This window comes from Streptomyces apocyni, from assembly GCF_009739465.1.
GTDB lineage: Bacteria > Actinomycetota > Actinomycetes > Streptomycetales > Streptomycetaceae > Streptomyces > Streptomyces apocyni.
Genome location: NZ_WHOM01000051.1, coordinates 253,101 through 267,048 on the forward strand (window position 1 = coordinate 253,101; position 13,948 = coordinate 267,048).

General features: G+C 72.7%; 16 protein-coding genes. 10 read left to right on the forward strand and 6 right to left on the reverse strand.

Going from position 1 to position 13,948, the window contains the following annotated elements:
- Window positions 1–13 precede the first annotated feature (13 nt).
- A complete protein-coding gene (locus GCN81_RS14155) occupies window positions 14–379 on the reverse strand; it encodes a PH domain-containing protein (RefSeq protein WP_156724962.1) in 366 nt (121 codons plus the stop codon).
- 67 nt (window positions 380–446) lie between these two features.
- On the opposite strand from GCN81_RS14155, the gene GCN81_RS14160 reads away from it, so the two are divergent.
- The 8 genes from GCN81_RS14160 (at window position 447) to GCN81_RS14195 (ending at window position 6,979) form a co-directional block, all read left to right on the forward strand.
- On the forward strand, window positions 447–1,280 hold the full coding sequence (locus tag GCN81_RS14160; protein WP_197287632.1) for an RICIN domain-containing protein: 834 nt from the start codon (window positions 447–449) through the stop codon (window positions 1,278–1,280).
- Window positions 1,281–1,353: 73 nt separating this feature from the next.
- Window positions 1,354–1,926 carry a DinB family protein gene (locus GCN81_RS14165; RefSeq protein ID WP_156724931.1) on the forward strand — a complete coding sequence of 191 codons (573 nt, stop codon included), beginning with the start codon at window positions 1,354–1,356 and terminating at the stop codon, window positions 1,924–1,926.
- A complete protein-coding gene (locus GCN81_RS14170) occupies window positions 1,926–2,519 on the forward strand; it encodes a DinB family protein (protein WP_156724932.1) in 594 nt (197 codons plus the stop codon). The genes GCN81_RS14165 and GCN81_RS14170 overlap by 1 nt, the downstream gene beginning before the upstream one ends.
- A gap of 36 nt (window positions 2,520–2,555) precedes the next feature.
- Window positions 2,556–3,770 (forward strand): NAD(P)/FAD-dependent oxidoreductase, encoded by a 1,215-nt coding sequence (locus GCN81_RS14175; RefSeq protein ID WP_156724933.1) that lies wholly within the window; start codon window positions 2,556–2,558, stop codon window positions 3,768–3,770.
- A gap of 60 nt (window positions 3,771–3,830) precedes the next feature.
- Window positions 3,831–4,145: a (2Fe-2S)-binding protein gene (locus GCN81_RS14180; RefSeq protein WP_156724934.1), complete on the forward strand. Its 315-nt coding sequence runs from the start codon at window positions 3,831–3,833 to the stop codon at window positions 4,143–4,145.
- Window positions 4,126–5,598 (forward strand): FAD/NAD(P)-dependent oxidoreductase, encoded by a 1,473-nt coding sequence (locus GCN81_RS14185; RefSeq protein WP_156724935.1) that lies wholly within the window; start codon window positions 4,126–4,128, stop codon window positions 5,596–5,598. The genes GCN81_RS14180 and GCN81_RS14185 overlap by 20 nt, the downstream gene beginning before the upstream one ends.
- 75 nt (window positions 5,599–5,673) lie before the next feature.
- Window positions 5,674–6,624 carry a dihydrodipicolinate synthase family protein gene (locus GCN81_RS14190; RefSeq protein WP_156724936.1) on the forward strand — a complete coding sequence of 317 codons (951 nt, stop codon included), beginning with the start codon at window positions 5,674–5,676 and terminating at the stop codon, window positions 6,622–6,624.
- 55 nt (window positions 6,625–6,679) lie between these two features.
- Window positions 6,680–6,979 carry a hypothetical protein gene (locus tag GCN81_RS14195; RefSeq protein WP_156724937.1) on the forward strand — a complete coding sequence of 100 codons (300 nt, stop codon included), beginning with the start codon at window positions 6,680–6,682 and terminating at the stop codon, window positions 6,977–6,979.
- Between the two features lie 72 nt (window positions 6,980–7,051).
- Here the strand turns inward: GCN81_RS14195 and GCN81_RS14200 are convergent, their stop codons facing one another.
- Window positions 7,052–7,552 carry an NUDIX hydrolase gene (locus tag GCN81_RS14200; protein ID WP_156724938.1) on the reverse strand — a complete coding sequence of 167 codons (501 nt, stop codon included), beginning with the start codon at window positions 7,550–7,552 and terminating at the stop codon, window positions 7,052–7,054.
- Between the two features lie 27 nt (window positions 7,553–7,579).
- On the reverse strand, window positions 7,580–9,181 hold the full coding sequence (gene lnt, locus GCN81_RS14205) for an apolipoprotein N-acyltransferase (protein WP_407697966.1): 1,602 nt from the start codon (window positions 9,179–9,181) through the stop codon (window positions 7,580–7,582).
- Between the two features lie 243 nt (window positions 9,182–9,424).
- On the opposite strand from lnt, the gene GCN81_RS14210 reads away from it, so the two are divergent.
- Window positions 9,425–10,498 carry an O-antigen ligase family protein gene (locus tag GCN81_RS14210; protein WP_156724940.1) on the forward strand — a complete coding sequence of 358 codons (1,074 nt, stop codon included), beginning with the start codon at window positions 9,425–9,427 and terminating at the stop codon, window positions 10,496–10,498.
- A gap of 99 nt (window positions 10,499–10,597) precedes the next feature.
- Here GCN81_RS14210 and GCN81_RS14215 read toward each other — a convergent pair whose 3' ends face one another.
- Both GCN81_RS14215 and GCN81_RS14220 read right to left on the reverse strand, forming a co-directional pair.
- Window positions 10,598–11,173: a hypothetical protein gene (locus GCN81_RS14215; protein ID WP_156724941.1), complete on the reverse strand. Its 576-nt coding sequence runs from the start codon at window positions 11,171–11,173 to the stop codon at window positions 10,598–10,600.
- A gap of 71 nt (window positions 11,174–11,244) precedes the next feature.
- On the reverse strand, window positions 11,245–12,030 hold the full coding sequence (locus GCN81_RS14220; RefSeq protein WP_156724942.1) for a glutamate racemase: 786 nt from the start codon (window positions 12,028–12,030) through the stop codon (window positions 11,245–11,247).
- Between the two features lie 68 nt (window positions 12,031–12,098).
- Here GCN81_RS14220 and GCN81_RS14225 point away from each other — a divergent pair, with 68 nt between their 5' ends.
- The gene (locus GCN81_RS14225) at window positions 12,099–13,289 is read left to right on the forward strand and encodes a glycosyltransferase (protein WP_156724943.1); all 1,191 of its coding nucleotides are present in this window, start codon (window positions 12,099–12,101) and stop codon (window positions 13,287–13,289) included.
- Window positions 13,290–13,341: 52 nt separating this feature from the next.
- Here the strand turns inward: GCN81_RS14225 and GCN81_RS31870 are convergent.
- Window positions 13,342–13,948, reverse strand: a 607-nt coding sequence (locus tag GCN81_RS31870; protein WP_456115047.1) for a TerD family protein, incomplete at its 5' end; no start/stop codon positions are given.

Genomic DNA, 13,948 nt, shown 5'->3' on the forward strand with positions numbered 1-13,948 from the left:
CGTGACGCCTCCGTCAGCGCGCCACGAACTGGGTCAGGATCGCCTGTACTTCGTAGATGTCGACGCCCTTGGTGAAGGTCTTCTGCACCGGCTCCGAGCTACCGGAGATCCAGATCTTCAGCTCCGCGTCGAGGTCGAACGTGCCCGCCGTCTCAACGGCGAAGTGCGTGATGCTGCGGTACGGGATCGAGTGGTACTCGACCTTCTTGCCCGTGATCCCCTGCTTGTCGACCAGGATGAGCCGTCGGTCGGTGAACAGTATGGTGTCGCGGATCAGCAGGAACGCGGCGTACACCTGCTCGCCTTGGCCGAACAGCCGCGCATAGTCCTGCTGCGCGGTTGCCGGGTCGACGGTGTGCGCGTTGCCGAACAGTGCCATGGAGTCCCCCACGCTGCGAATCGTACGATCCTCACACCCTATGTTCTGAGTATCCCGAGGAGTGCTGGTGAACCAACCCCCAAGGCCCGAGCAGCAGAGGTGGGACCCGGACGCGACCGAGGTGATCGCGCCGCTGGAGTCGACCCGTGTCCTGCCGCTCATCGAGGCCGAGGACGCTCCTCCTCCGCCTCCGCGAGCACGTACGGCGCGCCGTGCCGCGCGGAGCGGGCCGCCGCGCCCGGCGCTTGTGGCGGTGGGGAGTCTCGTGGTGTGCGCCGCTGTCGGGCTCGGCATCGGCGCGCTGCTCGCCGGAGGCGACGGCGAGGCTACGGCGGCGGCCAGTGACGGTACGACCACTCCGCCCGCCGCGCGGGCGAGCCCCACCGACACCACCGACACCACCGCCACCACGGGCTCGGAGGCCGCGTCGCCATCCGCACCCGCCCCCAGCCCCTCGCCCACCACGCCTCCAGTCCCCACGGGCACCTACGGCTTCGTCGACCCCGTCACCGGCCGGGCCGTCGATGTGGAGGGCGCGTCCATGGACGACCAGGCCCGCGTCATCGCCTGGCAGAGCACCGGTCAGCCAAACCAGCGGTGGCAGCTCACCGACCTCGGCGACGGCGACGTGGAGATCAAGGCGGAGCACTCCGGCCTCTGCCTCACGGCCACCGACCCGCTCACCCCGGGTACCGCCGTCGTGCAGCGGCCCTGCGCGGCCGCCGCCGCGCAGAGCTGGAAGCCAAGCCCCCATCCGACCGCGCCCGGCACCCATGTGCTCCGGCTCAAGGACACTCCCCTGGTCCTGGCCCCGGCTGGCCCGGACGCGGGCGCCCCGATGCTGGTCCAGCAGTCCGTTTTCACCAACGACCCGTCGTGGGTACTGGAGCCGCCCGCCTAGACGCGCGCCGATCGGCGCGTAACTCAGGCCGCACACGAAATGCACTAGCGAGCCTGGGTCCTCACCGACGAACATGCCACGCATGAGCGACCACCAACCCGCCCGATGGACTCAGGCGACCGTCTACCCCGACATGTGGGCTGACCCGGACGACGACCCGCGCGACAGCGAAGGAGTCAGCCCGGACGGCGAACTTGCGACACTTCAGGACTTCCTGACGAGCTACCGCATGACCTTGCGGATGAAGTGCGAGGGCCTGGACCCGGAGCAACTGGCCCGTCGATCGGTTCCGCCGTCCACGATGTCGCTGCTCGGCCTGCTGCGGCACCTCGCCGAGGTGGAACGCGACTGGCGCAACTGGATCAGCGACGGTGACCCCCTGCCGAAGCTGTACGGCAAGCGTGACGGGGACTTCGACGGAGCCGTCGCCGAGCAGGCCGTGGTCGACGCCGCGTACGCCGACCTAGCGCGCGAGCAGGCCGCGACCGACGCCGAGCTGGCCAAGCACCCGGATCTGGGCGCGCGCCTGGGGAAGGACGGGGACTCGGTTCGCGGGCTGATGGTGCACAGGATCGAGGAGTACGCCCGCCACTGCGGGCACGCCGACCTGTTGCGCGAGTGCGTCGACGGACGGGTAGGCCAGTGATGACGGCTACGGACGCCAAGACTGACCTCCACTTCTACCTGCAGTCCGCCCGCGACGCCCTGCTGTGGAAGCTGGAAAGGCTCTCGGAGTACGACATCCGCCGCCCGCTGACGCCGACCGGCACCAACCTCCTGGGGCTGGTGAAACACACGGCTGGCGTGGAGCTGGGCTATCTCGGCGACACCTTCGGACGGCCGTCCGGCGAGCCGCTGCCCTGGCTCGAAGACGGTGCCGAGGTCAACGCGGACATGTGGGCCACCGCCGACGAGTCCCGCGAGGACATCGTGAACCTCTACCGCCGGGCGTGGGCGCACGCGGACGCGACCCTCGACGCGCTGGCGCTGGACGTGGTCGGCAGGGTGCCCTGGTGGCCCGACGGCAAGGACGAGGTGACGTTGCATCATGCCGTGGTGCGCGTGATCGCCGATACGCACCGGCACGCCGGGCACGCCGACATCGTCCGGGAGCTCATCGACGGCTCCGTGGGGATGAACGAGGGCAATGGCAGCATGGCGCCGGGCGACTCGGCATGGTGGGAGGACCATCGAAGCCGTCTGGAGCGCGCGGCCCGGGACGCCGACCGAGACGCGTAGCTAGGCAAGCGTGGTGCCATGTGAAATATTACTGAGGTGCTCACGGGAAACTCTTCAGATGTCATCGTCGTCGGGGCAGGCGTGGTCGGGGCCGCCTGCGCCTACTACGCGGCTCAGGCCGGACTCACGGTCACCGTGATCGACCGCGGCCCGGTCGCGGGCGGCACCACGGGGACCGGAGAGGGCAACCTCCTCGTCTCCGACAAGGAGCCCGGGCCCGAACTCGAACTCGCCCTGCTGTCAGTCCAGTTGTGGCACGAGCTGGCCGCGTCACTTCCGTCCGCCATCGAGTACGAGGCAAAGGGCGGCCTGGTCGTCGCCTCGTCGGACGACGGGCTGCGCGCCCTGCGCGGCTTCGCCGCCCGGCAGGGCGAGGTGGGGGTGACGGCCCACGAGGTTCCGGCGGACGGGCTCGGCGAGCTGGAACCGCACCTCTCCCCCGGCCTGCCGGGCGGCATCCACTACCCGCAGGACGCCCAGGTACAGCCCGCGCTCGCCGCCGCCCATCTGCTGAAGGCAGCGGCTTCGCAAGGCCGGAACCAGCCGCGGTCGCGGTCGCGGCCGCGGTTGCGGCTGCGGCTCGGTGAGGAGGTCACCGGCCTGCTCACCGGGGCGGATGGTGCCGTACGCGGAGTCCGTACGGCCACGGGAGAGGTGCGTGCCCCGTACGTCGTGAACGCCGCCGGGACCTGGGGCGGGGACCTCGCCAAGCTGGCCGGGGTGGAGTTGCCCGTGCTGCCCCGCAGGGGCTTCGTCCTGGTCACCGAGCCGCTGCCGCGCGTGGTGCGGCGCAAGGTGTACGCCGCCGACTACGTCGCGGATGTCGCCAGCGGCTCGGCGGCCCTGCAGACCTCCGCAGTGGTCGAGGGGACGGCGGCGGGCCCGGTGCTGATCGGTTCCAGCCGGGAGCGGGTGGGGTTCGACCGCTCGCTGTCGACCGAGGTGCTGCGGCGCCTGGCGCTCGGGGCCACCGCCCTGTTCCCGGTGCTGGCCGGGGTGCGGGTGATGCGGACGTACACGGGCTTTCGCCCGTATCTGCCAGACCACCTGCCCGCGATCGGCCCCGATCCGCGCCTTCCCGGGCTGCTGCACGCCTGCGGCCACGAGGGTGCGGGGGTCGGACTCGCCCCGGCCACCGGGCTCGCCATCGCCCGGTGTCTGACCGGTGGCGAACCCCCGGTCGACATCGCGCCGTTCGCCCCGGCCCGGTTCGGGCCAGAGCCGCTTGGGCCGGGGCCGCGAGCCGCCTGATACACCGGCCGTGCGTACGGCCCAGCCACTGAGACATCCGTACGAGAGAGGAGGCCCGCCGTGGCCCGTACCCCCGCCGAACTCGTCGGGGCGCAGCCCGAGCCGCCCTTCGAGATCACCCTGGACGGGCGGCCCGTCCCCGCCCTGCCCGGACAGACCGTCGCCGCCGCGCTGTGGTCGGCGGGAATCCTCGCCTGGCGCACCACCCGCGTGGGCGGCCGTCCCCGCGGGGCCTTCTGCGGCATCGGGCAGTGCTACGACTGCCTCGCCACCATCAACGCGGTGCCCAACCGCAGGGCCTGTCTGGTCCCCGCGCGCCCCGGCGACGCGATCACCACCCAGGAGGGACACGGCCGTGCCGAGCTCAGCGTCTGAACCACCCGCCTCCCAGCCGTACGATCTCGCGGTCATCGGCGCGGGGCCCGCCGGGCTCGCCGGTGCCGTCACCGCCGCCGGACTCGGCCTGTCGGTGGCCCTGTTGGACGCCTCCGAGCACGTCGGCGGGCAGTTCTACCGGCACCCCGCCGCCACTCTCGGCGCTGTACGCCCCGAAGCCCTGCACCACGACTGGGCGGCCTTCGCCGGGCTGCGCCGGGGACTTGAGGCGAGTGGGGTCAGCCACCTGGCCGGGCACCACGTGTGGTCGGTGACCGGACAGGACGGCGATTGGGCAGTGCACGCCGTGACCGGGTCCGACGGCGGCCAGGAACGGCCCGTACGGGTGCGGGCCAGGGCGCTGCTCCTGGCCACCGGTGCGTCCGAGCGGCAACTCCCCTTCCCCGGCTGGACCTTGCCCGGCGTGGTGGGCGCCGGGGGCGCGCAGGCGATGCTCAAGTCCGGGCTCGTACTGCCGGGGAGGCGGGTCGTCGTCGCGGGGAGCGGGCCGCTGCTGCTCGCGGTGGCGGGCTCGCTGGCCGCCGCTGGGGCCCGGGTCCCCGCTGTGGTGGAGGCGTCCGGCTATCTGCGGTACGCCCGTCATCCCCGGGTGCTCGCCACCAACCCGTACAAGCTGGTCGAGGCGGTGGTGCACGGGGGCGCGCTGCTGCGGCACCGGGTGCGGCCGCTGCCGCGCAGTGCCGTCGTCGCGGCGCACGGCACCGACCGCGTGGAGGCCGTGACCGTGGCCCGGCTCGACCGCGACTGGCGGCCCGTGCCCGGCTCCCGGCGGCGCATCGCGTGCGACGCCCTCGCCGTCGGTCACGGCCTCGCCCCGCAGATCGACCTCGCCACGGCGCTCGGCTGCGCCACCCGCCGCACGGTAGACGCCACGGCCGCGCTCGTCCTGGGCGACGGACAGGAGACGACGGTGTCCGGCGTCTGGTCGGCGGGTGAGACCGGCGGTGTCGGCGGCTCCCGACTGGCCATAGTCGAGGGCGAGTTGGCGGCGCTCGCGATCGCCAGCCGACTGGACGGGCAGACCGAGCTCCCCCAATCCAGGCGAGCCGTACGGCTGCGCCGCGGCCGCGACCGGATGCGCGCCTTCGCCGACGCCATGGCCGCCGCCCACGCGCCAGCCCCCGGCTGGACACAGTGGCTTCCCGACGACACGGACGTGTGCCGCTGCGAGGAAGTCACCGCCGGGCGCGTCCGCGAGGCGGTCACCGATCTCGGCGCCGGTGACGCGCGGACCGTCAAACTGCTGACCAGAGCGGGCATGGGCTGGTGCCAGGGCCGGATGTGCGGTGCGGCCGTGGCCTGCCTCGCGGCGCGTGGCGGCGGCCCGGTGCCGCCACCTGCCGAACGCCGTCCGTTCGCCGTGCCCGTCACGCTCGGAGCGCTGGCCGGGCTCGACGCGGACGCCGCGCCAGGGAACCCGACGGACGACTGACCGGGTTCCGTACGCCCCGACCGGGCACACTAAACCCCTGAGTAACATGTCACACTTCATGAAAGGTTCACCATCATGACCACCACCCCCTCGAACTCCGCCACGTCCACCACGTCCACTCCCTCCACCAACTGGAACTCCGCCCGCCCCTGGCGCGGCATCATGGTCGCCACCGCACTCCCCCTGCGCGCGGACCTCTCCGTCGACTACGACGCGTACGCCGAACACGTCGCCTGGCTGATCGAGAACGGCTGCGACGGTGTGGTCCCCAACGGCTCGCTCGGCGAGTACCAGACACTGACCGACGAAGAGCGAGCCCGCGTCGTCGACGTCGCCGTAGCGGCCGCGGGTTCCGGGGCCCGGGTCATGCCCGGCGTCGCCGCCTACGGCAGCGCCGAGTCCCGCCGCTGGGCCGAGCAGGCCGCCGAAGCGGGCTGCGGCTCCGTTCTGCTCCTGCCGCCCAACGCCTACCGCGCCGAAGAAGAGGCCGTACGCGCCCACTACGCCGAGGTCGCCAAGGCGGGCGTCCCCGTCGTCGCGTACAACAACCCCATCGACACCAAGGTCGACCTCATCCCCGCGCTGCTCGCCCAACTCCACCAGGAGGGGAACATCGTCGCGGTGAAGGAGTTCACCGGCGATGTACGCAGGGCGTACGAGCTCGCCGAACTCGCCCCGGAACTCGACCTGCTGATCGGCGCGGACGACGTGCTCCTCGAACTCGCCATCGCCGGGGCGGTCGGCTGGATCGCGGGCTACCCCAACGCCTTCCCCGCCACCTGCTCCGCCCTCTACCACGCCGCGGTCTCCGACGACCTGCGGACGGCTCTGCCGTTGTACAAGTCGCTGCACCCGTTGCTGCGTTGGGACTCCAAGACGGAGTTCGTGCAGTCCATCAAGCTCTCCATGGACATCACCGGACGCCACGGCGGGCCGGTCCGCCCCCCGCGTACCCCGCTGACCGGCCCGGTCGAGGCGGGCGTACGCGATGCGACCGAGAAGGCCATCGCCGACGGCCACCACTGACGGTTCTGTTCACCCCCGCGTACGGGGGGCCGTTCACGCGTGGCAGGCTGAGGTGATGAAAGCCTGGAGCGCCGCCACCGAGAACGACCTGCGGCGTCTACTCAACGAGTGGGACCCGATCGGCGTCGCTGACCTCGTGCGGGACGAGTACGACTGCATGCTCGCCCCGCTGCTCGGGCGGCTCTGTGGCGGGGCCAGCCAGACAGAGATCGCCGAGTTCCTGCGGCACGAGCTGGAGCACCACTTCGGTCTCGACTCCGCGGGCCCGCTTCCCGACGCGATGGCCGCCCGGGTCATCGACTGGTGGACGCCTCCGGATCAAGGCTCCGGTGGCATGGCACCCGCAGCCCCGTGAACGACGGTCTGGCGCGCAGTCGGAAGCCCAGCGACTCGTGGAGGCGTATGGCCTGAGGGCGGCCCGGCGGCGTCAGGTGCGGCGAGAGTGCGTGCTTGGCGCCGCCGCGGGGGCGAACCAGGTGGGTGCATCGGCCATTGCCTGCTTGATACGGAACAGGCCGAACTCCTCCAGCTCGGGCAGCGCGTCCACCGCGAACCACGCCACGTCCAGGGACTCGTCGTCGTTCACCCGGGCCTCGCCGCCCACCGCGCGGCAGCGCAGGGTGATGTCCATGAACTGGCAGATGTCGCCGTTCGGGTAGCGGATCGGCTCGCGGGCCTCCACCAGGACGACCCGCTCAACCTCGCACCGTACGGCCGTCTCCTCGTAGACCTCACGGACGGCGCACACGGCGGGCTGCTCCCCCGGGTCCGGAATGCCGCCGATCACCGACCACTTTCCGGTGTCGCTGCGCCTGCCGAGCAGGACGCGGCCCTCGTCATCGAAGACGATGGCGGTGACGCCGGGCAGGCTCAGCAGCTGGTGGCCAGCGGTGGCCCGGATGTCGCGGATGAAGTCGGGAGTTGCCATGCCCTCGACCCTAACCGGACGCGCGTATCACTCGGTTCGGGTACGCCGAGCGCGTACGGTCGCCGCCCCCGCCCAGCCGAGTCCGGCGAGGCCCAGCGCGACCAGCGCCAGTTCCGGAGCCACGCCGAGCTGGGTGGCCGGGGTGAGTGAGGAGCGCAGGGGTACCTCGGCTACCAGTGAGTCGGCCGTGAACAGCTCCGTACGCTGCACGATCCGGCCGTCCGGCGTGATCACGGCGCTGACGCCGCTGGTGACGGGGACCAGCACCGGGCGGCCGTGCTCGACGGCCCGTACCCGGTCCATGGCGAGTTGCTGGTACGTCATCTGGCTGCGCCCGAACGTCGCGTTGTTGCTGGGCACGGACAGGATCTGGGCGCCTGCCCGCACCTGGTCCCGGACCACGCTGTCGAAGGCGGCCTCGTAGCAGGTGATGGGGCCGACTCCGGCGCCCGCCATGTCAAAGACCTGGGTGCGGTCGCCGGGAACGAAGCGCCCGGCGCGGTCGACGTCGGAGCTGAAGATCCGGAAGAAGGACCGGTAGGGCATGTACTCGCCGAACGGCTGGAGCTGGCGCTTGTCGTAGAAGGCGCCGGGGCCGGTTTCCGGGTCCCAGAGGATCTGGCGGTTGCGCGGGGTGCCGTCGTCGGCCGTGGCGACCGCGCCCACCGAGATCGGCGCCTTGATCGCCTTCGCGGCCCGGTCAATCACCTCGCGCGCGTCGAGGTTGACGTAGGGGTCGATGTCGGAGGAGTTCTCCGGCCACAGCACCAGGTCTGGCTGCTCGGCCTCGCCGTCCTTGACGCGCTGGGCGAGCCGCTCGGTCTCCCGTACGTGGTAGTCGAGTACGGCGCGGCGCTGGGCGTTGAAGTCCAGGCCCAGGCGCGGCACATTGCCCTGGACCACCGCGACGGTGGCGGTGCCGTCCTCGGCGGCGGTGTCGACCAGCGGCAACGCCGCCACCGATGCCGCGACGGGGAGCGCGGTCAGCGCGGCGGCGAGCGCGACGCCGCGGTCTCGCACCCGGCGCAGCGCGATCAGCCGACGCACCAGATCGCTCAGGCCGAAGCCGCACAGGACAACCGCGAAACCGAGCAGCGGGGTCCCACCCAGCGCGGCGAGCGGCAGGAACACGCCCTCAGGCTGGCCGAACGCGACCTTGCCCCAGGGGAAGCCACCGAACGGGAACCGGGCCCGCGCCGCCTCGGCCGTGATCCACACCCCGGCAGCCCACAGCGGCCACAGCGGCAGCCGCGCGACCAGGGCGATGCCCGCCCCCGCGGCGCCCAGGAACAGCGCCTCGACCAGGGCCAGCGCGATCCAGGGCAGCGGGCCGACGTCCACGCCCGTCCAGGACAGCAGCGGCAACAGGAAGCCAAGACCGAAGCACCAGCCGAGTCCGAACGCGGCCTTCCAGGTGCGGCCGCGCAGGCACCAGGCGAGCCCGGCGAACGCGGGCACCGCCAGCCACCACAGGGGGCGTGGCGGGAAACTGGCGTACAGCAGCACTCCGGCGAGTGCCGCCGCGGCCGGCCACCGCAGCCCTCGCAGCAGGCGCTTGCCTCGGGATTCCGCCGTGGGCAGCGGTGCGGGCCGCTCCTGCTGGGGCGTCGGAGTCGTGGTGGCTGTCACCTCGTGGATTCTACGGCGCGACACTGTCACACCCCCACGCTGGTCCCGGCACAACCACTGTGCGCGACCGACACACCTTGACGCGCCCGCGTCCCACACAGGTGCAGCATCGTTTCTGCGCAACATACGCACATACCGCCCCGCCAGCCGTTACCGTGTGCCCGAGTCCCAGTGTCCGGCCGGATCGATCCGGCCGCGGTGTCCGGGACCCGTTCACAATCCGGGTCGACGGGGGGCTAGCGGATGGCTTCAGCCATGCGGCCGGGGCTGCGACAGCGCCGTACCGTGGCGGACGCGACCGGGGTCGCCGTCCTCGGGGCCTGCGCGACGTGGTCGCTGGTCACGGCGGCCGCGGGCGATGGCAGGCCGGAAGGCGTACTGCTGGCGGTACTCGCGGTCGGCGCGGGGTACGCGAGTGGCCGGATCTGTGGGGCTCTGGTGCCCGCCGCCGCCTGCGGGGCCGCCGCGCTCGGGGCGCTGGCGCTGGCCGCCGCCTCGTCGCAGGGCGTTCCCGGCGGAGGTGCCGCCTCCCCCCTCGGGTATACGGGCGCGGCCGCCGCGCTGCTGATCCTGGCGGCCGGTGCGGCCTGCTGCGGGGCGTGGGCGACGGGACGGCCCCCGGCGCGGCTGGTGCTGCGGCTGCTGGCGGCCGCGGTGGCGGGTGCCGCGTTGGCGCTGGACTCGATGGCGGGGTTCGTGGGGGCGGCCGGGGTGCTGCTGTGTTCCCTCGCGGCGGCCAGGGTGCGCTACCGGGCGCTGGGACTGGCCGGGTTCGCCCTGGTCACAGTCGTGCTGGCAGGGGTGTCCTGGGCGGTCGCCGAGGACGTTCTGCCCGACGGACTCACGGTCTCCCTGGAGGATCAGCTCACCCAGCACCGGGTGCTGCTGTGGCAGGACGCGCTGACGCTGGCCAAGGACGATCCGGCGCTCGGCGCGGGCCCCGGCACGTTCGGGGAGCTCAGTGCCACGGCCCAGCAGAGCGTCCACGCGGACGGCAAGCCTCATTCGGCGCCGTTGCAGCAAGCCGCGGAGCAGGGTGTGGTGGGTGCGGTGCTGCTGGCCTCGGTGTTCGGCTGGCTGCTGTACGCGCTGTGGTGCTCGTCCCGCGCGACGCCGATGGTCCTCACGGCCGCCGCGACCCTCACCGCGCTGGCGGCCCTGGCCGCGGTCGGCAACGCGCTGAGCTTCACTCCGGTGACAGCGGGCGCGGGGCTGCTCGCGGGACTCGCCACGGCCTGGCCGATGGGCGAGGAGTTGGCCCCGCCGCTCGACCCGGCGGGCTCGGAGGAGACACGGCCCTGGGGCGAGCGTTCCTGACCGTTCGCGCCTGACCGTTCGCGCCTGGCCGTTCCTGACCGCTTCTGGCCCGTCGCTGAGCCCCGCCCCGGGACTCGGGAGGCCGGTCAACGGCGCGCTTCAGGCGCCAGCGGCCGGACTGGCGCCCGGGCCCCGACTGGCGAGGACCCGCAGGCGGTCCCGGATCACGCGGACGGCCGCCTCGGCGTCGTCCACGGTCACGGTGAACTTGCGTCCGTCGCCCAGTTCCAGCACGACCCCCTCACCGCGGCGTACCACCACCGCGGTGCCCTTCTCCGGCCGCCAGCGGTAGCCCCAGCCGCCCCACTGCCGTGGGGTGACCCGGGGTGCGAAGGAGGCGCCGACGACGTGACTGAGCGGAATGCGGCGGCGGGGCAGGCCCATGAACCCGCAGCGCACCTCCAGGGAGTCCGCGTAGACCCGTACCGCCACATGAACGAAGGCGAGCGTCCCGAAGATCATCAGCAGGCCCACGGCGACACAGCCGACGACGGCCATCACGAGGGGGCCGATCGCGGAGGCCCAGCGCGGGTCGACGGCCAGCACGATGCCCAGCGCCACACAGGCGGCACCGGCCGCCGCCAGCGGCCATTGCATACGGTTCCTGGCGTGTCCGGTCCAGATCTCCGGTGGGGTCTCGCTCGCTCCCCGCGCGCTCTGGGGATGGTCCCTCATGGGGGGAAGGCTACTCGCGTTCCGCTCCGAGGGCAGCGCCTCGCGCGGCGCTCACTCCCCGGGAGCGGGGCTCAGCTCGCGGTACGGACGGCGGCGAGCAGCCGCCCCTCCGCGTAGGCCAGGGCGGCCTCGGGAAGTGCGCCCTCGCGGCCGCTGAGCAGCACCGTGAGGCTCCCCGTGGGTGCCGCGTCGGGTCGCGCGGACAGCCCCACCCTGCGCAGGGCCTGGCACGCCACCGCGTCGGCGCTGCCGTACAGGTCAAGCGGCTCCGGACGAGAGCCGCGCACCGCGGCGCGGATGCGCTCCGCCACGAGTTCGTAGTGGGTGCAGCCCAGGACGACGGCCCTGACGTCGGGCGGGGTGAGCTGGGCGGCGGCGAGCACGGCCCGGTCGATCGCGGCTTCGTCGGCCTGCTCGACCGCGGCCGCGAGACCGGGGCAGGGCACCTCGGTCACCTCGACGCCGTCAGCGAACTCCTTGATGAGGACCTGCTGGTAGGCGCTACCAGTGGTCGCGGTGGTGGCCCAGATGGCGACCGGGCCGCCGCCCGCGGCGGCGGGCTTGATCGCGGGGACGGTGCCGATGACGGGCACGTCCGGCTCCAGCCGGGCCCGCAGGGCGGGCAGGGCGTGCACGGTCGCGGTGTTGCAGCCCACGATCAACGCGTCGGGGTGGTGGGCGGCCGCCGCCTCGGCCACGGCCACGGCGCGGGCCGTGAGGTCCTCGTGGGTGCGCGGGCCCCAGGGCATCCCGTCGGGGTCCAAGGAGACGACCAGATCGGCGTCGGGCCGCAGGCGGCGTACCGCGGCGGTGGCCGGGAGCAGGCCGATTCCGGAGTCCATGAGCGCGATCTTCACCCGGTTACCTTAGACGATCGGCCCTGTTCCCCCGGATGCGTGGGGCGGTGTGGGGCACACTCCGGTCCATGAGCGCCCTCGCGTGGACCGCCGTCTTGTCGCTGGCCGCATGGCTCTGGCTGCTGCTTGGCCAGGGCTTCTTCTGGCGTACGGATGTACGGCTGCCACCGCGCCGTGACCCGGACGACTGGCCGTCCGTCTGTGTGGTCGTCCCGGCCAGGGACGAGGCCGCCGTACTGCCCGGGAGCCTGCCGTCCCTGCTGACGCAGGACTATCCGGGGCGGGCCGAGGTCGTCCTCGTCGACGACGGCAGCTCGGATGGCACCGGGCCGCTGGCCCGCTCGCTCGCCGATGAGTACGGCGGGCTGCCCCTGACCGTGACTTCGCCTGGCGAGCCGCCCGCGGGGTGGACGGGCAAGCTGTGGGCGGTGCGGCACGGCATCGCACGCGCGCGTGAAGCACGATCCGGGGCCCCGGAGTACCTGTTGCTGACCGACGCGGACATCGCCCACACGCCGGACAGTCTGCGGACCTTGGTGGCCTCGGCCTGTACGGGGGGCTTCGACCTCGTCTCCCAGATGGCGCGGCTGCGGGTCGCGAGCCGGTGGGAACGGCTGGTGGTACCCGCCTTCGTGTACTTCTTCGCCCAGTTGTATCCGTTCCGTTGGGTGGGCCGATCCGGGTCACGGACCGCGGCCGCCGCGGGCGGCTGCGTCCTGCTGCGTACTGAGGTGGCCGAACGGGCGGGCGTTCCGGACGCGATCCGGCAGTCCGTGATCGACGACGTGGCGCTCGCCCGCGCGGTGCGGCGCGCGGGCGGCAGGATCTGGCTCGGTCTCGCCGACCGAGTGGACAGCATCCGGCCCTACCCGCGCCTGGGTGACCTGTGGCGGATGGTGTCGCGCAGTGCCTACGCCCAGTTGCGGCACAGTCCGGCGCTGCTGATCGGCACGGTCCTGGGGCTCGCCGTGGTGTACCTCGCGCCGCCTCTCACGCTGGTCACGGGTCTGCTGGCCCGCGACGGGGCGGCGGCCGTCGCGGGGGGCGCTGCGTGGCTGCTGATGACGGGGACGTATCTGCCGATGCTGCGCTACTACCGGCAGCCGCCGTGGCTCGCGGCGCTGCTGCCCGCGACGGCCTTCCTCTATCTGCTGATGACGGTGGACTCGGCGGTGCGGCACTACCAGGGGCGGGGTGCGGCGTGGAAGGGACGTACCTACGCACGCCCCGAGCGCGCCGCACCCACGCCCGACCGCTGAGCGCGGCCGGGCCTTCTCGGACCAACTCAGGCCGGCTCAGGCCGACAGCGCGTCACTTACGGCCGGGTGTCCAGTTCATGCCCCAGCCGTAGGTGTAGTCCATGGTGCGCTGCGGGCTGACGCCGCGCTCCGGGACCAGGTAGCGGGCCTCGCGCCGCACCTGGAGGTCGCCGCCTTCGTTGGTGAGCAGGGCGAGGGAGCACACCGGTGACGGGACGTCGCACTCGTCGAGGGAGAACTCGATCGGCGCTCCGTTCTGCGGCTGGAGGGTGACCGTGGCGTTCAGGTCGGCGAAGCTGTTCGCACCCTCGTAGATGGTCACGAAGATGACGATCCGGCGGAACTTGTCCTTGTGGTCGAGGTTGATCGTCAGGTTCTCGCCGGTGGAGACGGCTCCGGTGCGGTCGTCTCCGTCCAGCAGCATGTACGGCGGCTGATTCAGCGCGCCGAAGGCGTTGCCCAGCGCCTGCACCACACCCTTGGTGCCGTCGGCGAGTTCGAACAGGGCGCACAGGTCGAGGTCGAGCGGCGGTCGCATGGCCCGGCTCAGCTTGCTGCCCCAGCCGCCCTTGGTCTGCGGACGCATCTCCCAGTTCAGGTTGACCCGCATCGCGCCGGTGGTGCCGCCCTGCTTGGACAGCGAGACGGTTGGGGCCGAC